Origin of the sequence: Janthinobacterium sp. SUN033, assembly GCF_030397595.1 — a bacterium.
GTDB lineage: Bacteria > Pseudomonadota > Gammaproteobacteria > Burkholderiales > Burkholderiaceae_D > Janthinobacterium > Janthinobacterium kumbetense.
The window spans coordinates 674,243-691,933 of record NZ_JAPQNV010000002.1 but is presented as its reverse complement, the minus strand read 5'-3'; the positions used below and the strand labels follow the sequence as shown (position 1 = coordinate 691,933).

The 17,691-nt window shown below is 62.4% G+C and carries 12 protein-coding genes; 6 read left to right on the top strand and 6 right to left on the bottom strand.

Features of this window, described 5'->3' with window-relative positions:
• Positions 1-67: 67 nt before the first annotated feature.
• The 5 genes from OX460_RS11730 to folD form a co-directional block, all read right to left on the bottom strand.
• Positions 68-1,210 (bottom strand): branched-chain amino acid ABC transporter substrate-binding protein, encoded by a 1,143-nt coding sequence (locus OX460_RS11730; protein WP_070301412.1) that lies wholly within the window; start codon positions 1,208-1,210, stop codon positions 68-70.
• A gap of 249 nt (positions 1,211-1,459) precedes the next feature.
• On the bottom strand, positions 1,460-1,837 hold the full coding sequence (locus OX460_RS11725) for a hypothetical protein (protein WP_289898711.1): 378 nt from the start codon (positions 1,835-1,837) through the stop codon (positions 1,460-1,462).
• On the bottom strand, positions 1,834-2,259 hold the full coding sequence (locus OX460_RS11720) for a DNA polymerase III subunit chi (RefSeq protein WP_289898710.1): 426 nt from the start codon (positions 2,257-2,259) through the stop codon (positions 1,834-1,836). Before OX460_RS11720 ends, OX460_RS11725 begins: the two co-directional genes overlap by 4 nt.
• Positions 2,260-2,264: 5 nt before the next feature.
• A complete protein-coding gene (locus OX460_RS11715) occupies positions 2,265-4,334 on the bottom strand; it encodes a M3 family metallopeptidase (RefSeq protein WP_289898893.1) in 2,070 nt (689 codons plus the stop codon).
• Positions 4,335-4,428: 94 nt separating this feature from the next.
• The gene (gene folD, locus OX460_RS11710; protein WP_289898709.1) at positions 4,429-5,274 is read right to left on the bottom strand and encodes a bifunctional methylenetetrahydrofolate dehydrogenase/methenyltetrahydrofolate cyclohydrolase FolD; all 846 of its coding nucleotides are present in this window, start codon (positions 5,272-5,274) and stop codon (positions 4,429-4,431) included.
• A 671-nt stretch (positions 5,275-5,945) separates the two neighbouring features.
• Here folD and aceE point away from each other — a divergent pair.
• The 4 genes from aceE (at position 5,946) to OX460_RS11690 (ending at position 13,958) form a co-directional block, all read left to right on the top strand.
• On the top strand, positions 5,946-8,642 hold the full coding sequence (gene aceE, locus OX460_RS11705) for a pyruvate dehydrogenase (acetyl-transferring), homodimeric type (protein ID WP_251350656.1): 2,697 nt from the start codon (positions 5,946-5,948) through the stop codon (positions 8,640-8,642).
• Between the two features lie 94 nt (positions 8,643-8,736).
• Positions 8,737-10,386, top strand: a complete 1,650-nt coding sequence (gene aceF / locus OX460_RS11700) for a dihydrolipoyllysine-residue acetyltransferase (RefSeq protein ID WP_289898708.1) — start codon at positions 8,737-8,739, stop codon at positions 10,384-10,386.
• Positions 10,387-10,396: 10 nt separating this feature from the next.
• Positions 10,397-12,178: a dihydrolipoyl dehydrogenase gene (lpdA, locus tag OX460_RS11695; RefSeq protein ID WP_289898707.1), complete on the top strand. Its 1,782-nt coding sequence runs from the start codon at positions 10,397-10,399 to the stop codon at positions 12,176-12,178.
• A gap of 610 nt (positions 12,179-12,788) precedes the next feature.
• Positions 12,789-13,958 carry a hypothetical protein gene (locus OX460_RS11690; protein ID WP_289898706.1) on the top strand — a complete coding sequence of 390 codons (1,170 nt, stop codon included), beginning with the start codon at positions 12,789-12,791 and terminating at the stop codon, positions 13,956-13,958.
• A 23-nt stretch (positions 13,959-13,981) separates the two neighbouring features.
• Here OX460_RS11690 and OX460_RS11685 read toward each other — a convergent pair whose 3' ends face one another.
• Entirely contained in the window at positions 13,982-14,701 is a 720-nt protein-coding gene (locus OX460_RS11685) for a TetR/AcrR family transcriptional regulator (protein ID WP_289898705.1), read from the bottom strand.
• A gap of 144 nt (positions 14,702-14,845) precedes the next feature.
• On the opposite strand from OX460_RS11685, the gene OX460_RS11680 reads away from it, so the two are divergent.
• Together OX460_RS11680 and OX460_RS11675 are read left to right on the top strand one after the other, a co-directional pair.
• Positions 14,846-16,039 (top strand): HlyD family secretion protein, encoded by a 1,194-nt coding sequence (locus OX460_RS11680; protein ID WP_289898704.1) that lies wholly within the window; start codon positions 14,846-14,848, stop codon positions 16,037-16,039.
• A 6-nt stretch (positions 16,040-16,045) separates the two neighbouring features.
• The gene (locus OX460_RS11675; RefSeq protein ID WP_077408028.1) at positions 16,046-17,644 is read left to right on the top strand and encodes a DHA2 family efflux MFS transporter permease subunit; all 1,599 of its coding nucleotides are present in this window, start codon (positions 16,046-16,048) and stop codon (positions 17,642-17,644) included.
• The last annotated feature ends 47 nt before the right edge of the window (positions 17,645-17,691 follow it).

The window sequence follows — 17,691 nt, the reverse complement described above, 5'->3', positions numbered from 1 at the left end:
GAAGCGGAGCTGTGCGAATGCACAGTGAGCATCGCAGGCCGCAAATCGCGCCGCGCAGTAGGTTCTATTATTTGACCACTTCCATCTTGGTCTTCTTGCCATCTCGATATGTAAACAAGGTCAGCGCGCCATCCTTGATGTCGCCGTTGGCATCGAACGAGATCGGCCCCGTCACGCCCTGGTAGTGCACCTTGGCCAGGAATGGCAGGTAGACGGACGGTTTCGACGACTTGGCGTCGGCCATGGCGGTGGCCATGGTCATCACGGCATCGTACACGTACGGCGCGTACAGCTGCACTTCCATATTGTACTTTTGCTTGTAGCGGGCGCGGAAGTCGTCCATGCCTTTTTGCTGCGCGCCCGTCACGCCGCCCGCTTCCGCGCAGGTGACCATGTCTTCGCCCACGGCGTCGCCCGCCAGCTTGCCCAGCGGTTCCGTGCACAGGCCGTCGCCGCCCATGAACTTCGCCTTGATGCCCAGCGCCTTCATCTGGCGCAGCATGGGGCCGCCCACGGAATCCATGCCGCCAAAGAAGATCAGGTCGGGATTTTTCGACTTGATGCTGGTCAAAATGGCATTGAAATCGGTCGCGTTGGCATTGGTAAATTCCTTGCCGACGATTTGCACGCCTGGCGCCGCCTTCTTGGCGCCTTTGACGAACTGTTCCGCCACGCCCTGGCCGTAGGCCGTGCGGTCATCGATGACGGCGATTTTCTTCGCTTGTAGCTTGCCCACGGCATACGCGCCCAGGGTGCCGCCCAGCTTGTTGTCATTGGCGACGACGCGGAAGGCCGTGTTGAATTTTTGCTGGGTATATGTCGGGTTGGTGGCGGCAGGCGAAATCTGCGGAATGCCCGCATTGAAGTAAATGCGCGAGGCGGGAATCGTCGTGCCCGAATTCAGGTGGCCGACGACGCCGTTGACCTTGGCGTCGACCAGCTTTTGCGCCACGGCCGTGCCCTGTTTGGGATCGGCGGCGTCATCTTCGGGCACCAGCACGAATTTCACGGCTTTGCCGTCGATCTTGAAGCCTTTGGCGTTCAAATCCTCGATGGCCATCTTGGCCGCGTTCTCGTTATCCTTGCCCAGGTGGGAGCTGGCGCCAGAGACCGGGGCGACGTGGCCGATCTTGATGATTTCCTGCGCGCCCGCATGGCCGGCAAAGGCGAGGGCGAGGGCGAGAGGAAGGACTTTGGTCTTGAGCAGCATAAACATTCTCCAATGGATAAAGATACGGCGGCGTCTCGTGAAAACCGCTTCGAGGGGCGGTGCATTTGAAGAAGGTACAACAAAAAACAGGCGGCGCAAAGCCGCTTTTGGGGCTTTTTGCATTTTGTCGCAACAATCACCAAAGTGAGGCGCGATGCACCGATTTCGCAGGCGCGAGCGCACCAAAGAATGGCGTTGGAGGGAAGAATAGGATAGGTCGGGTCAGCGCGTAGCGCGTAACCCGATTGCTCAGGGCTGTGCGGGAGGGTGCAGGTGACCTAATTCATGGCTGACGGCATGGGCGACGATCTGTTCCAGCGATTGCTGCAAGTCTTCGCGCAGGGCGCCGCGCATGCCGATCAGGGCGTTTTGCAGGGCCGTCTGCAGGACGTGGGCGATGCGCTCTTCCAGCAGGTGGTCGATCTTGCCTTGCACCTGGTGCAGGATGCGCTGCGTCAGGCGCTGTTCGATGGCGTCCCAGTCGGGTTGCACTATGCTCGGTGGCAACACCGGCGCTTCCTCGACGGCAGGCGCAGCCGCAACTGGAGCGACAGGTTTCGCTACTTCCGGCCCCAGCAGTACTTCCGTCAGCAGGGGGATGCCCTGGTCAAATGGTTGATCACTCATGACTTGCCTGCCACGAAGTGGGTCGGTTGCACGTTTTGCTGGCGGTAGTGCAGGAAGCGTTGGCGGCCCGCCTGCGCATCTTGCTCATCCATGGAGACGATCTCGAAGACGCGCTGGAATTGCGCGTAATTAGCGGGCGGCAACTGCGACAGGTTGACGAGGATGTCGTGGTGCGGCAAGTCCGCCGCTGCATCATCGGTCAGGATGATGGGCGTCTGCGCCGCCAGCGGATCGCCGGCCAGCACGTGGGGCAGGAAATCCGTGGCGGAAATGGTCCACATGGCGCTGTTCAAGGCGTCGAGCTGGGCGCCATCTTGCGTCAGGACGACGACCTTGTTGCCGGCCATATACGCCTTGCGCGCCAGGCGGCAGACGTAGGCCAGCTTGTCCGGCACGTTGCTGTGAAAATCGACGCGGCTCATGGCGATCAAGCGGCCATGCCGCTGTGGCGCAGCAGGGCGTCGATCGATGGTTCGCGGCCGCGGAAGGCCGTGAACGATTCCAGCGCGGGGCGCGAGCCGCCGACGGACAGAATTTCCTGCAGGTAACGCTTGCCTGCCGCCGTGGTGGCCGCTGGGCCCAGCACCTTGGCTTCCTCGAACGCCGCATACGCGTCGGCGGACAGCACCTCGGCCCACTTGTAGCTGTAGTAGCCAGCCGCGTAGCCGCCGGCGAAGATGTGCCCAAAGGAATTCTGGAAGCGGTTGAACGGCGGCGGAATCAGCAGCGAAAACTTGGCGCGCACGCCGTCGATCAGCTGCTGCACGCTCTGACCCGTGCTGGCATCGTAGTCATAGTGCAAATGCATGTCGAGCAAGGAGAATTCCACCTGGCGCAGGGTTTGCAGGCCGGACTGGAAATTCTTGGCCGCCAGCATCTTGTCGTACAGCGCGCGCGGCAGCGGCGCGCCCGTGACGGCATGCGCCGTCATGTGCTCGAGCACTTCCCATTCCCAGCAGAAATTTTCCATGAATTGCGACGGCAGTTCCACGGCATCCCATTCGACGCCGGCAATGCCCGACACGCCCAGCTCGTCGACCACCGTCAGCATGTGGTGCAGGCCGTGGCCGAATTCGTGGAACAGGGTGATGACTTCATCGTGCGTGAACAGGGCTGGCTGTACCTTGCCGTCGACCACGGCCGGTTCCGTGAAGTTGCAGGTGAGATAAGCGATCGGCGTTTGCACGTGCTGGGCGTCGGCGCGTCGTCCGCGCGCGTCGTCCATCCAGGCGCCGCCGCTCTTGCCCGCGCGCGCATACAGGTCCAGGTAGAACTGGCCGATCAGCTTGCCGTCGCGCTCGATGCGGTAAAAACGCACATCCTTGTGCCAGACGGGCGCCGTATCGAGCTTGATCTCGACGGCGAACAGGTTCTGGATCTGGCGGAACAGGCCGTCGATCACCTTGTGTTCAGGGAAATACTGTTTGACTTCCTGAGCCGAGAACGCGTAGCGGCGTTCCTGCAGCTTTTCGGAAGCGTACGGTACGTCCCATGCTTGCAGTTCGGCAATACCCAGTTCTTCCTTCGCGAATTGTTTCAGTTCTAACAAGTCTTTCTCGGCGAACGGGCGCGCGCGTTTGGCCAGGTCTTCCAGGAAAGCGATGACTTGCGCGGGCGAAGTGGCCATTTTGGAGACCAGCGACACTTCGGCGAAATTGGCGTAGCCGAGCAGTTTTGCCTCTTCTTCGCGCAATTGCAACAGGGTGACGATGTTGTGCGTATTGTCCCAGTCCGCTTTCTTGCTGAAGACGTCGCCCTGGTCCGATGCCTTGGTGGCATTGGCGCGGTAGATGGTTTCGCGCAGCGCGCGGTTGTCGGCAAATTGCAGGATAGGGTAATAAGAAGGGAAGTGCAGCGAGAATTCGTAGCCTTGCTTGCCTGCCTTGTCGGCGGCGGCGCGCGCGGCGGCCTTCACGTCGTCGGGCAAGCCGGCCAGGTCAGCTTCGTTCTCGACCAGCAACTTGTAGTCATTGGTGGCGTCGAGCACGTTTTCGGAAAAGCGCGTCGAGACGGCCGCATGTTCTTCCTGGATGGCGCCAAAGCGCTCTTTCTTGTCTTCGGGCAACTCGGCGCCGCCCAGGCGGAAGTCGCGCACGGCATTGTCGACGATGCGCCGGCGCGCGGGTGACAGGCTGGCGAAATCGGCGCGGGCCTGCAATTGCTTGTATTTGCCGAAGAGGATTTCGTTCTGGCCCAGTTCTGTCCAGAATTCCGTCACCTTGGGCTGGTTCGCATTGTAGGCGGCGCGCAGCTCGGGCGTATCGACCACGCTGTTCAAGTGGTTGACGATGCTCCAGGCGCGGCCCAGGGTTTCGGCGATCTGGTCCTGGGGCGCGACGAAGTTTTCCCAGCTCACTTCTTCCATGGGCGCTTCCAGCTGCGCCACCGTGGCGCGCGCCTGGGCCAGCAGGGTATCGATGGCAGGTGTGACATGCTCGTGCGTGATTGCGTCGAAGCGTGGCAGGCCGGAAAAATCAAGCAGGGGATTGGTGTTCATCGTCGGTTCGTCCATTCTGTCTTCATATATGGAGCGCCTGAAAAATGTTCAAGGCCAGGCAACGCCGCCATGAGCATTGTCTCAGGTGCTCCTCTTAAATGCGCTCGGCGGCTTCGACCGTGTTCATCAGCAACATGGTGATCGTCATCGGACCCACGCCGCCCGGTACCGGGGTGATGTGCGACGCCACTTCCTTGATGCCGGCAAAATCCACGTCGCCGCACAGCTTGCCGTCGTCGTCGCGGTTCATGCCCACGTCGATGACGATGGCGCCCGGCTTGACCATGTCGGCCGTCAGGGTGTTGCGGCGGCCGACGGCGGCCACGACCACGTCCGCCTGGCGCGTGTACAGGCCCAGGTCCGGGGTCGCGCTATGGCAGATGGTGACGGTAGCGTTCGCTTGCAAGAGCAGCAGGGCCATCGGCTTGCCGACGGTGTTGCTGCGGCCGATGACGACGGCGTGCTTGCCACGCAAGTCCACGCCCGTGCTTTCGATCAGTTTCATGCAGCCATACGGCGTGCACGGGCGGAAGCCGGGCAAGCCCGTCATCAGTTCGCCGGCGCTCAGGACGGAATAGCCGTCCACGTCTTTCGTCGTGGCGATCGCTTCGATGACCTTGTGCGGGTTGATGTGCTTGGGCAAGGGCATTTGCACGAGGATGCCGTGGATGGCCGGGTCGGCATTCAGGCTGGCGATGCGTGCCAGCAAGTCCGCTTCGGACAGGTCCGCTTCATATTTTTCCAGCACCGAGTGGAAACCCACGTCGCCGCACGCCTTGACCTTGTTGCGGACATACACCTGGCTGGCCGGGTCTTCGCCGACGAGAATCACGGCCAGGCCGGGCTGGGTGCCCTTGGCCGTGAGGGCGGCGGCGCGCGTGGCGATCTCGCTGCGCAGTTTTTTGGAGAGGGCGATTCCGTCGATCAGTTGTGCTGGCATGGTAGGGAGGCTGAGAGCTGGTAGGGGGGAAAAGACAGATTATAAAGCCGGGCGGCGCAAAGGGGCGGTTTTGGCGCCAATGCCGTGACGTTAAAAAGCGGGCCACAGACGCGAGCCTGAGAAAATGCCGATGGCGGCGTTGCAACTCCTTGCCGTACTGGCGTACTGTCTGCGTCGCCGCGCCTTGCCCTCGACATTTTTCAGGCCCGCCTGGCCCGGCATAAAAGCGGGCCACGGACGCGAGCCTGAGAAAATGCCGATGGCGGCGTTGCAGCTCCTTGCCGTACTGGCGTACTGTCTGCGTCGCCGCGCCTTGCCCTCGACATTTTTCAGGCCCGCTTGGCCCGGTATGCCTGTGCTGGCGACGGGGGTTTTAATTCGGTTTGCTGGTGTGCTCGTAGAGCAGGGCCGGCCAGGGCATGCAAGTTTTCCGGTTTCGGCGCTATTTGCTACTCTGATCACCCTAATTTCCGGGCAGAATTTGCGGCAGTGCAGCATAAATTTCATAGGGTGATTTCACAATGCGAAATGCTATATCGTAATTTGAAAAATAGTAAATACGCTGTTAGAATCCCCACACTAAACCGACTTAATAGTAAATAATCAGCGAAATACCGTCCGACAGCGATCCGGAAAATCGGGGTGGGGCGTTCACAAAGGAGACTCAACAGATGTCAGCTCAACTGAACCAGGTAACGACACAGATCGGCACCGACCCGGATATGCAGGAAACCAAGGAGTGGCTGGACGCGCTCGAAGCCGTGCTGGAAAATGAAGGTCCGGAACGCGCGCATTACCTGATGGAGCGCATGGTTGACCTGGCTCGCCGCCGCGGCGCCCAGATCCCGTTCTCCAGCACCACCGCCTACGTCAATACCATCCCCACCAAGCAAGAAGCACACTGTCCCGGCAACCTGGAATACGAAGAGCGCCTGCGCTCGTGGATGCGCTGGAACGCCATGGCCATGGTCGTCAAGGCCAACCGTGCCGACGGCGACCTGGGCGGCCACTTGTCCTCGTTCGCTTCGCTGGCGAACATGCTGGGCATCGGTTTCAACCACTTCTGGCACGCACCAACGGCCGACCACGGCGGCGACCTGCTGTACATCCAGGGCCACTCCTCGCCCGGCGTCTACGCGCGCGCCTTCCTCGAAGGCCGCCTGACGGAAGAACAAATGCTGAACTTCCGCAAGGAAGTCGACGGCAAGGGCCTGTCCTCGTACCCGCATCCGAAGCTGATGCCTGACTTCTGGCAGTTCCCGACCGTGTCGATGGGCCTGGGCCCGCACATGGCGATCTACCAGGCGCGCTTCCTGAAGTACCTGCACGCACGCGGCATCGCGAAAACCGACAACCGCAAGATCTGGGCCTTCTGCGGCGATGGCGAGATGGACGAGCCGGAGTCCTTGGGCGCGATCGGCCTGGCCGCACGCGACATGCTCGACAACCTGGTCATCGTGGTCAACTGCAACCTGCAGCGCCTGGACGGCCCTGTGCGCGGCAACACCAAGATCATCCAGGAACTGGAAGGCGAATTCCGCGGCGCCGGCTGGAACGTCGTCAAGGTCATCTGGGGCCCGGGCTGGGACGCCCTGCTGGCACAGGACAAGGAAGGCATCCTGCAGCGCGTGATGATGGAAACCGTCGACGGCGAATACCAGAACTACAAGGCCAAAGACGGCGCCTACGTGCGCAAGCACTTCTTCGGCAAGCATCCGAAGCTGCTGGAAATGGTTGCCAACATGACGGACGACGACATCTGGCGTCTGACCCGTGGCGGCCACGATCCGCACAAGATTTACGCGGCCTTCAAGATCGCCCAGGAACACAAGGGCCAGCCGACCGTCCTGCTGGTGAAAACCATCAAGGGCTACGGCATGGGCAAGTCCGGCGAAGCGCGCAACACGGCGCACCAGACGAAAAAACTGGACGACGAAGCCATCCGCGAAATGCGCGACCGCTTCTCGCTGCCGATCCCTGACGACAAGCTGGCCGACATCCCGTTCTTCAAGCCTGCCGACGATGCGCCGGAAATGGTCTACCTGCACGAGCGCCGCAAGGCCCTGGGTGGTTACCTGCCGCAGCGCCGCCAGAAGTCGGAAGAAACCCTGCCCGTGCCTGGCCTGGACGCGTTCAAGAACGTGCTCGAAGCCACGCCGGAAGGCCGTGAAATCTCGACCACGCAAGCGTTCGTGCGCGTCATTTCGACCTTGCTGAAAGACCCGAACCTGGGCCAGCGCGTCGTGCCTATCCTGGTCGATGAATCGCGTACCTTCGGCATGGAAGGCCTGTTCCGCCAGATCGGCATCTACAACCCGAAAGGCCAGTTGTACGAGCCGGTCGACAAAGACCAGGTCATGTACTACCGCGAAGACAAGGCTGGCCAGATCCTGCAAGAGGGCATCAACGAAGCGGGCGGCATGAGCTCGTGGATCGCCGCGGCGACGTCGTATTCGACCAACGACCGCATCATGATCCCGTTCTACACCTTCTACTCGATGTTCGGCTTCCAGCGCATCGGCGACCAGGTATGGGCTTCGGCCGACATGCGCGCCCGTGGCTTCCTGATGGGCGGCACGGCCGGCCGTACGACCCTGAACGGCGAAGGCTTGCAGCACGAAGATGGCCACAGCCATATCTTCGCCGCGACCATCCCGACCTGCATGCCGTACGATCCGACCTTCAGCCATGAAGTCGCCGTCATCATCCAGGATGGCCTGCGCCGCATGATCGCCAACCAGGAAGATGTGTTCTACTACATCACGATCATGAACGAGAACTACGCCCAGCCAGGCATCAAGCCAGGCCAGGAAGAAGGCATCCTGAAAGGCATGTACAAGCTGCAGGAAGGTCCGGCCGACGCCAAGCTGCGCGTACAGCTGATCGGCTGCGGCACCATCCTGCGCGAATCGATCTTCGCCGCCGAATTGCTTGCCAACGACTGGGGCGTGGCTGCGGACGTGTGGTCGGCGCCGTCGCTGACCCTGGTGGCCCGCGATGGCCAGGATGCGGAACGCTGGAACATGGTCAACCCGTCGAAAGAGCAGCGCGTACCGTACGTGACGTCGCTGATGCAGGACACGGACGGCCCGATCGTCGCCACGACCGACTACATGCGCGCGTTTGCAGAACAGATCCGCGCCTTCATGCCGAAGGGCCGCACTTATAAAGTGCTGGGCACCGATGGCTTTGGCCGCTCGGACAGCCGCGCCAAACTGCGCGAGTTCTTCGAAGTGAACCGTTATTATGTCACCGTGGCTGCGCTCAAATCGCTGGCCGACGAAGGCAAGATCGACGTGTCGGTGGTGGAGCAGGCGATCGCCAAGTACGGCATCGACGCGAACAAACCGAATCCGGTGACCCAGTAATCGTTGTGCGGACCCGATGATGCCAGGGCGGTGCGAAAGTGCCGCCCTGGCGTGTGTGCGGGTCCATCTGACAAATAAAATAACGGAGCAAGCTATGAGCATTGTGGAAGTCAAAGTCCCGGATATCGGCGATTTCAAGGAAGTCGAGATCATTGAACTGATGGTCAAGCCAGGCGATACGGTCAAGGTCGACCAATCCCTGATCACGGTCGAATCGGACAAGGCCAGCATGGAAATTCCATCGAGCCACGCCGGTGTTGTCAAGGAATTGAAAGTCAACGTGGGCGACAAGATCGCCGAAGGCTCGCTGGTCCTGCTGCTGGAAGTGGCGGACGACGCCTCGGTCCCGGTATCGGCGCCAGCGCCTGCCGCTGCCGTCCCTGCACCGGCTGCTGAAGCTGCACCAGCCGCCGCGCCAGCGCCAGCGCCTGCTGCTTCCGGCGCGCCGGCCCTGGTCGAGGTGACCGTGCCCGATATCGGCGACTTCAAGGAAGTCGAAGTCATCGAACTGATGGTCAAGGTGGGCGACAGCATCAAGGTCGACCAGTCGCTGCTGACGGTCGAATCGGACAAGGCCAGCATGGAAATTCCATCGAGCCACGCCGGTATCGTCAAGGAATTGAAAGTCAAGGTCGGCGACAAGGTGGCCAAGGGTTCGCTGGTGCTGGTCGTTGAAACGACCGGTGGCGCCGCCCCGGCCGCAGCGCCGGCGCAAGCTGCCGCAGCACCAGCCGCCGCCGTCGCTTCGGCGCCGGTCGCCGCTGCTGCACCTGCTGCTGCCCCAGTCGCCGCACCTGCCGTCAACGGCAAGCTGGCGCACGCGTCGCCTTCGATCCGCAAGTTTGCGCGCGAACTGGGCGTGGACCTGGCCCGCGTGGGCGGTTCCGGTCCGAAGGGCCGTATCACCCAGGAAGACGTGCAGAATTTCGTCAAGGGCGTGATGTCGGGCGCCGTCGCTGCGGCGAACGCACCGGTCGCCAAGGCCGGTTCGGGCGTGGGCCTGGACCTGCTGCCTTGGCCGTCGCTGGACTTCAGCAAGTTCGGCACGACCGAATTGCTGCCGCTGTCGCGCATCAAGAAAATCTCGGGTCCGAACCTGCACCGCAACTGGGTCATGATCCCGCACGTCACGCAGTTCGACGAAGCGGACGTGACGGACCTGGAAGCGTTCCGCGTCGACACCAACGCCGCCAATGCGAAGAACAAGGATGCGGCCAAGCTGACCATGCTGGCCTTCGTCATCAAGGCCTCCGTCGCCGCGCTGAAGAAATTCCCCGCGTTTAACGCTTCGCTCGATGCCAAGGGCGAAAACCTGATCCTCAAGCAGTACTACAACATCGGCTTCGCGGCCGACACGCCGAATGGCCTGGTGGTGCCCGTGATCAAGGGCGCGGACCAGAAGTCGGTCTCGCAGATCGCCCGCGAAATGACGGAACTGTCGCTGCAGGCGCGCGAAGGCAAGCTGAAACCGGCCGACATGCAGGGCGCCAGTTTCACGATCTCGTCGCTGGGCGGCATCGGCGGCACGCACTTCACGCCTATCGTCAATGCGCCGGAAGTGGCCATCCTGGGCCTGTCGAAAGCCTCGATCAAGCCGGTATGGGATGGCAAGGCCTTCCAGCCGCGCCTGATGATGGGCACCTCGCTGTCCTACGACCACCGCGTGGTCGATGGCGCGATGGGCGCGCGATTCTCCGTGTACCTCGGCGAAGTCCTGGCCGACATGCGCAAAATTCTGCTGTAAGGAGCGATTGATGAGCACAGTAGAGGTAAAAGTACCGAATATCGGCGACTTCAAGGAAGTCGAAGTCATCGAACTGATGGTCAAGGTGGGCGACACCATCAAGGTGGACCAGTCCCTGATCACGGTCGAATCGGACAAGGCCAGCATGGAGATTCCATCGACCCACGCAGGCGTCGTCAAGGAATTGAAAGTCAAGGTCGGCGACAAGATCGCCGAAGGCAGCGCGCTGCTGGTGGTGGAAGCCACGGAAGGCGTGGCTGCGCCGGCGCCTGCCGCTGCGCCAGCTCCGGTAGCAGCACCTGCAGCCGCTGCGGCCCCGGCACCTGCGGCCGTTGCCGCCATCCCGGCCGGCAATTACAGCGGCCAGGTCGACATCGATGTCGACATGATGGTGCTGGGCGGCGGTCCTGGCGGCTATTCGGCGGCGTTCCGCGCGGCCGATCTCGGCATGTCGACGGTCATCGTCGAGCGCTATGCCACCCTGGGCGGCGTGTGCCTGAACGTAGGCTGCATCCCGTCGAAGGCGCTGCTGCACGTCGCGTCCGTCATCGATGAAACGGCGCACATGTCGAACACGGGCGTGACGTTTGCCAAGCCGACCATTGATATCGATCAGGTACGCAAGTACAAGGAAGGCGTAATCTCGAACATGACGGGCGGTCTGGCCGGCATGGCCAAGGCGCGCAAGACGCAAGTCGTCACGGGCGTGGGTCAGTTCCTCTCCGCGAACCACATCGAGGTGACGGCTACCGACGGCTCGAAAAAAGTCGTGCAGTTCAAGCAAGCCATCATCGCCGCCGGTTCGTCCGTGGTGAAGCTGCCCTTCGTGCCGGAAGACCCGCGCATCGTCGATTCGACGGGTGCGCTGGAATTGCGCCAGATCCCGAAACGCATGCTGGTCATCGGCGGCGGCATCATCGGCCTGGAAATGGCGACCGTCTATTCCACCTTCGGCGCGCGCATCGACGTGGTCGAAATGATGGATGGCCTGATGCAGGGCGCGGACCGCGACGCCGTCAAGGTGTGGCAGAAGTTCAACGAGAAGCGCTTCGACAACATCATGACCAAGACCAAGACGGTGGCCGTCGAGGCGTTGCCGGAAGGCATCAAGGTCACGTTCGAAGCGGCTGAAGCGGGTGCCACGGCACCGGCGCCGCAAGTCTACGACCTGGTGCTCGTCGCCGTGGGCCGCAGCCCGAACGGCAAGAAGCTGGCAGCCGACAAGGCTGGCGTGCAAGTGACGGACCGCGGTTTCATCAACGTCGACAGCCAGATGCGCACCAACGTGCCGAACATCTTCGCCATCGGCGACCTGGTGGGCCAGCCGATGCTGGCGCACAAGGCCGTGCATGAAGCCCACGTGGCCGCGGAAGCGGCTTCCGGCCAGAAGTCGCACTTCGACGTCAAGGTGATCCCGTCGGTCGCCTACACGGATCCGGAAGTGGCATGGGCCGGCATCACGGAAGACGAAGCGAAAGCCAAGGGCATCAAGGTCGAGAAGGGCCACTTCCCGTGGGCAGCTTCCGGCCGCGCCGTGGCCAACGGCCGCGCCGAAGGCTTCACCAAGCTGCTGTTCGACGCGGAAACGCACCGCATCATCGGCGGCACCATCGTCGGCACGCATGCGGGCGACATGATCGGCGAGATCGCGCTGGCCATCGAAATGGGCTGTGACGGCACCGACATCGGCAAGACCATCCATCCGCACCCGACCCTGGGCGAATCGATCGGCATGGCCGCCGAAGTGTACGAAGGCGTGTGCACGGACTTGCCGCCGCCGCGCAAGCGCTGATGCTGTAGCCGTACCTTGTTACACTCAAAAACCCGCAAGCGATTGCGGGTTTTTTTATTGGAGCGGGCTACCACCCGCACCCGACCCTGCGTGAATCGATCTGCAGGTTGAAAAAAACCGCCGAAGTGTACGAAGGCGTGTGCACGGACTTGCCGCCGCCGCGCAAGCGCTGATGTTGTAGCCGCACCTTGTCACACTAAAAAAACCCGCAAGCGATTGCGGGTTTTTTTTATATCCCTTGATCCTGGCAGCGTAAACCGCAAATGGGGCGTGGCGGATACGCCCCATGTGAAAATTGGTGAGTATTGCCGTATGGAAAAAGTGGCAGAATGGAGGTCTGTCACCATGTTCTTCTTTTTGCTGCAATGGAAGCGTGTGATTTTTCCAGGAATGTTGCCAGCGTGGGATTCGGTCAAGTTCCGCTGTACTGATGAGAGCCTGCCCCGGTGGATGAATGCATCCCCTGCTGGCGCCCCTCGGAAGCGGGGACTGCGGTGACCGTCGTCGCGTGGCTCGCCCCGCGTGCTCCTCACGCCTTGTCTGCGCTCCTGATGAACTGCCAGCAGAAGACGCTCCCTACTGGGATAGGCCCCAAGAAAGTTTTGCAACAATGAAAAAATTTACCGCCCTCCATATTGCCGATGTCCGTTTGCGCCGGGCCGATGAGCAAGAGCAAGCCGTGATGCTGCATGCCTTGTACCAGGATGTGGCCGCTATTCTGGCGGCGGGCAAGAGGATCGATGCAATTTTCTTCACGGGCCAGCTGGTGGCGCCCGACGCCTGTGCCGGCACGACGCCCGTGTATGTCTACGAATATTTCCTGCGCCCCTTGCTGCAGGCGGCCAGCTTGCCCGGCGCGCGGTTCTACCTGGTGCCGGGCAGCCGCGCGCAGGGTGTCGCGGCTGCGGCGCTGGGCAATGCCGGCTTCAGCTTTTTCTCCGCCGATGAGCATGCCAGTGCCGAGCAGCGCGCGCACTACAAGAATATCCACGCCGTGTTCCATGGCCACCAGCATACGGGTGATGCCAGTTCGCTGATGAAGTCGCTGGGAATCTTGTTCAAAAGCAATCCCGGCAGTCTGTACGGTGCGCATGGCCAGATGGCGGCGTTTGCCGTACTCGAGTTCGGCACGGACGCGGCCGATGATGGCAAGGCAGGCACGCAGTGGACGGTGTCCCTGCGCGAGTTCGATGACGTGAGCAAGAACTTCGCCCTGTCGGTGCTGTACACGCCGAATGGGCAGGAAACGGGGCAGGTGGATGCCGAGTATGTGTTTGCCACCTTGCTGCCGCAACTGGCAGGCGAGCGCGCCTATCTCGATGGCTTGCTGGGCATGGCGGGCGCGCCGCAGCGCACGGACGCCGGCGCGGCTGCCGATGCGCGCGAATTCCTGATGGAGCTGGCGTTCGTGATGTTCGAAGCGAAGACAGTCTTCCTCAGCGCGGCGGAGCTGGAACGCTTTGCCGGCGACTATTGTGGCGTGAAGGGCTGGAGCATGGCGGCCGGGGACTGGCTGGCGCCGTTGTATGCGCATGGCTTGCTGCTGCGGGCCGATGGCCAGGTGGCGTTTTCCTTCGATTACTTCCGCACGTATTTCCTGGCGCAGCGCTTTGAAACGTCGTTCGACCTGATGCGCTATGGCCCCGAGCGCTACGATGGAAGTGAGTCTTCACTCAGTCTCGATGGCGCATCGGCGGCCCAGCCTTTCCTGCGCGCGCTGGGCTTGAACGATGAACACGCCGACGCGGCGGCGATGGAAGACTGCAGCCGCCCCGGCTGACCTGGCGGGTCAGCCGTCCCGCGTCAGTCCGCCAGCGGCTGGCGCAGGGTGCCGCGCAGGAACAGGTCGAGACTGACCGTCACCTTGGCGCGCAATTGCGCCACGTCCGGTTGCGCCTGCGGCGGAAACAGCAGGCGCGACATCTGGTCGCCCAGCAGGCAATTGAGCAGGTGCAGCGCCAGCATGGACGGCGTCAGTTCGGCGCGGAACAGGGGCGCGATGTCGGGCCGGCTGAAAAACTTGACCAGCATCTCGCGCGTCTGTCCCGGCCCCACCTTGTAAAACGTTTCCGCCAGTTCCGGGTGCGTGGCCGCCTCGGCCACCACCATGCGATTCAGGCGGATCGCCGCCGGCATGGTGACGAGCTGCACGAACAGCAGGCCAAACTCGCCCAAGATGGTGGGCAGGGGCCGCATATCCGTCTCCAGCGCCGGCATGGTCGAGAAGTAGGCGGCGCGGCGCAGTTCCACCACGGCATTGAACAAGCCCGACTTGCCGCCAAACTTCACATAAATCGTGCGCACGGCCACGTGGGCTTCGCGGGCGATCATTTCCAGGCTGACCTTTCCATACCCCTTTTCCAGAAACAGGCAACCGGCCGTGTGCAGCAGGTTTTCCATGCGCGCTTCCATGTCGGCCGCGCGCGGGCGGCCGGCTGGCTTGCCGCAGCAGGAAAGCTCCTGGGCGGTCTCGTCGGATTCTTTATCGGTTGGCAAGGTATCGCTGAGGCCGGGATCGGGCATGGTCTGGGTCTCTTTATAAGTGGGAAGGTAAGTGATGGCTCACACTGTAGTGCAAATTAAAATGAAATGCAATCGTTTCATTTCTTGACTTTGGCTTTTCTTTGCCCAATAATGAACCTACATCATTTCATTTCCGGAGCGAGTATGTCCAACCAGCCAGGCCAAGCAGAGCACAAGGTGCTGAGCGCCGTCCCACCCGCGGTCCCGGCCGCACCTTCCGCGCCTGCCGCTTCCGCCAGCTCCGCAGCACCGAATAACCGCGTGAAAATCATCGCCGGCCTGATCGTCCTGGTCGCCCTGGGCGCCGGCGCGCGCATGTGGTACCGCAGCCACTACTTCGTGGAAACGGAAAACGCCTATGTGGCCGGCCACGTGCATCCCGTCTCGGCGCGTATTTCCGGCGTCGTCACCAAGGTCTTCATCGACGACAATCAAATCGTGAAAGAGGGCGACGTGATCGCCGAACTCGACCCGTTCGACCAGCGCGTGAAAACCGAGCAGATCGCCGCGCAGATCGCCAGCGCCGAACAGCAAGTGCTGCAAGCGGACGCGCAAATCGCCCAGGTGCAGGCGCAAGCCAGCGGCGCCCAGGCGCAAGTGGCGCAAGCCGACGCGCAATTGCTGCGCGCGAAACAGGATGCGGAGCGTTATGGCCAGCTGTACACGAGCCAGATGAAAGCCGTCTCGAAAGCGGAACTCGACGCAGCCAATGCGGCCCGCTCGAGCGCCGTGGCCGACCTGGCCGCCCGCCGCGACAGCGCTTCGGCCGCCAAGGCGCAGATCGGCGCCGCCCAGGCCGCGCGCGACGTGGCCAAGGCGCAAGTGGCCGTGCTGCGCGTGCAATTGAAGGACGCGGAACAGCAGCTGCAATACAACCGCATCCTGGCGCCCGTCGCCGGCCGCATCGGCAAGCGCAACGTGGAAACGGGCATGCGCGTGCAGCCTGGCCAGCAATTGACGGCCATCGTGCAGGACAACGTCTGGGTCACTGCCAACTTCAAGGAAACGCAGCTGGCCGACCTGCACCGCGGCCAGAGCGTGCACGTGACGATCGACGCCATGCCGGGCAAGAAACTGGTGGGTACCGTGGACAGCTTCGCTCCCGCCTCGGGCGCGCAGTTCGCCCTGCTGCCGGCCGATAACGCCACCGGCAACTTCACCAAGATCGTCCAGCGCGTGCCGGTGAAAATCGTCTTCCAGCCGGAAGACATCAAGGCCATGAATGGCCGCCTGGTGCCGGGCATGTCGGTGATCGCCGAAGTGGAAGTGAACCAGCCCGTGTCGGAAAAGGATGCGCGCCACGCCGCCGCTCCTGCCGCCCAGACCGCCACCCGCTAAGCTTCCATGAGCAGCTCCTCCACCACGCTGGCGAAGCCGCCAGCGTTTCCCGTGATCGACGAGAAAGTCTCCGGGCGCACCTGGCTGGCGGTCGCCGCCGGCATGCTGGGCGCCTTCATGGCGGTGCTCGACATCCAGATCACGAACTCCTCGCTCAAGGATATCCTTGGCTCGCTGTCGGCCACCCAGGAAGAGGGCTCGTGGATTTCCACGGCTTACCTGGTCGCCGAAATTATCGTCATTCCCCTCACCGCGCTGCTGGCGCGCGTGTTCGGACTGCGTACCTACATGATCGGCACCACCGCCTTCTTCCTGCTGTTCTCCACCCTGTGCGGGGCGGCGTGGAACCTGGAAAGCATGATCGTCTTCCGCATGCTGCAAGGGTTTACGGGCGGCGCGCTGATACCGATGGCGTTCACCCTGGTGATGCTCAAGCTGCCGGCGTCGAAGCGCGCCGTCGGCATGGCCATCTTCGGCCTGACGGCCACCCTGGCGCCGGCCATGGGCCCGACCCTGGGCGGGTATCTCTCCGAGCTGTATGGCTGGCCTTCGATCTTCTACATCAACTGGGTGCCGGGCGTACTGCTGATCGCCGGCATGATCTATGGCCTGGACAAGGAGCCGATGCAACTGAAGCTGTTCTGGAAAGCCGACTGGCTGGGCATTTTCTTCATGGCCCTGGGCCTGGGCTGCCTGACCATCTTCCTGGAAGAGGGCAATTCCAAGGACTGGTTCGACTCGGGCTTCATCATCGCCTTCGCCGCGCTGGCCCTGACGGGCATCCTGGGCTGGGTCGTCACCAGCGCCACGCGCGCCGAACCGTTCGTCAACCTGGCCCTGTACGGCCAGCGCAATTTTCTCGTCGCCACCGTGCTGTCGGCCGTGACGGGCATGGGCCTGTATGGCTCGGCCTTTTTGCTGCCCCTGTTCCTGGGCCAGATCGCCGGCTATTCGCCGATGCAGATCGGTGAAGTCATCATGTGGGTGGGCTTGCCGCAGCTGTTCATCATGCCGTTTGTCGCCAAGCTGTCGTCGAAGGTGGACAACCGCATCCTGTGCTCGTTCGGCCTGCTGCTGTTCGGCGGTTCGTGCATGATGAATGCCTACATGGACGCTTCCACCGGCTACGACCAGTTGCTGTGGTCGCAGGTGGTGCGCGCGCTGGGCCAGCCCTTCGTCATGCTGACCCTGTCGAACTTCGCCATGAAGGGCATCGCGCCGAAGGACATGGCGTCCGCTTCGAGCCTGTTCAACATGACGCGCAACCTGGGCGGCTCGATCGGCATCGCCCTGCTGGCCACAGCCCTGAGCACCCGCGAGCACTTTCACTCGCAGCGCCTGGGTGAAGCGATCAACGCGTATTCCAGCGCCACGCAGCTGCGCATCGACCAGTTGACGTCCTCGTTCATGGCCAAGGGCTATGACGCCGTCACGGCCGGCAATCAGGCCTTGCAGGCGATCGACGGCATCGTGCGCCGCGAAGCGTATGTGATGGCTTACAACGACGGCTTCTTCCTCGTCGGCGCCATCCTGCTGGCCTGTATCGTGCCCCTGTGGCTGGCCGACAAACTCAAAGCCCCCGGTGGCGGTGGCGGCGGTCATTGACCGCGCACAGGCCGCACGTGCAGCACCTCAAGAACAAGAAGGTACAC

Excerpts from the sequence above, each read along its gene's own strand:
- aceF (WP_289898708.1), top strand. The coding sequence starts at position 8,737 with ATGAGCATTGTGGAAGTCAAAGTCCCGGATATCGGCGATTTCAAGGAA.
- OX460_RS11680 (WP_289898704.1), top strand. The coding sequence starts at position 14,846 with ATGTCCAACCAGCCAGGCCAAGCAGAGCACAAGGTGCTGAGCGCCGTC.
- OX460_RS11685 (WP_289898705.1), bottom strand. The coding sequence starts at position 14,701 with ATGCCCGATCCCGGCCTCAGCGATACCTTGCCAACCGATAAAGAATCC.
- aceE (WP_251350656.1), top strand. The coding sequence starts at position 5,946 with ATGTCAGCTCAACTGAACCAGGTAACGACACAGATCGGCACCGACCCG.
- OX460_RS11690 (WP_289898706.1), top strand. The coding sequence starts at position 12,789 with ATGAAAAAATTTACCGCCCTCCATATTGCCGATGTCCGTTTGCGCCGG.
- OX460_RS11675 (WP_077408028.1), top strand. The coding sequence starts at position 16,046 with ATGAGCAGCTCCTCCACCACGCTGGCGAAGCCGCCAGCGTTTCCCGTG.
- OX460_RS11730 (WP_070301412.1), bottom strand. The coding sequence starts at position 1,210 with ATGCTGCTCAAGACCAAAGTCCTTCCTCTCGCCCTCGCCCTCGCCTTT.
- OX460_RS11720 (WP_289898710.1), bottom strand. The coding sequence starts at position 2,259 with ATGAGCCGCGTCGATTTTCACAGCAACGTGCCGGACAAGCTGGCCTAC.
- folD (WP_289898709.1), bottom strand. The coding sequence starts at position 5,274 with ATGCCAGCACAACTGATCGACGGAATCGCCCTCTCCAAAAAACTGCGC.
- OX460_RS11725 (WP_289898711.1), bottom strand. The coding sequence starts at position 1,837 with ATGAGTGATCAACCATTTGACCAGGGCATCCCCCTGCTGACGGAAGTA.
- OX460_RS11715 (WP_289898893.1), bottom strand. The coding sequence starts at position 4,334 with ATGAACACCAATCCCCTGCTTGATTTTTCCGGCCTGCCACGCTTCGAC.
- lpdA (WP_289898707.1), top strand. The coding sequence starts at position 10,397 with ATGAGCACAGTAGAGGTAAAAGTACCGAATATCGGCGACTTCAAGGAA.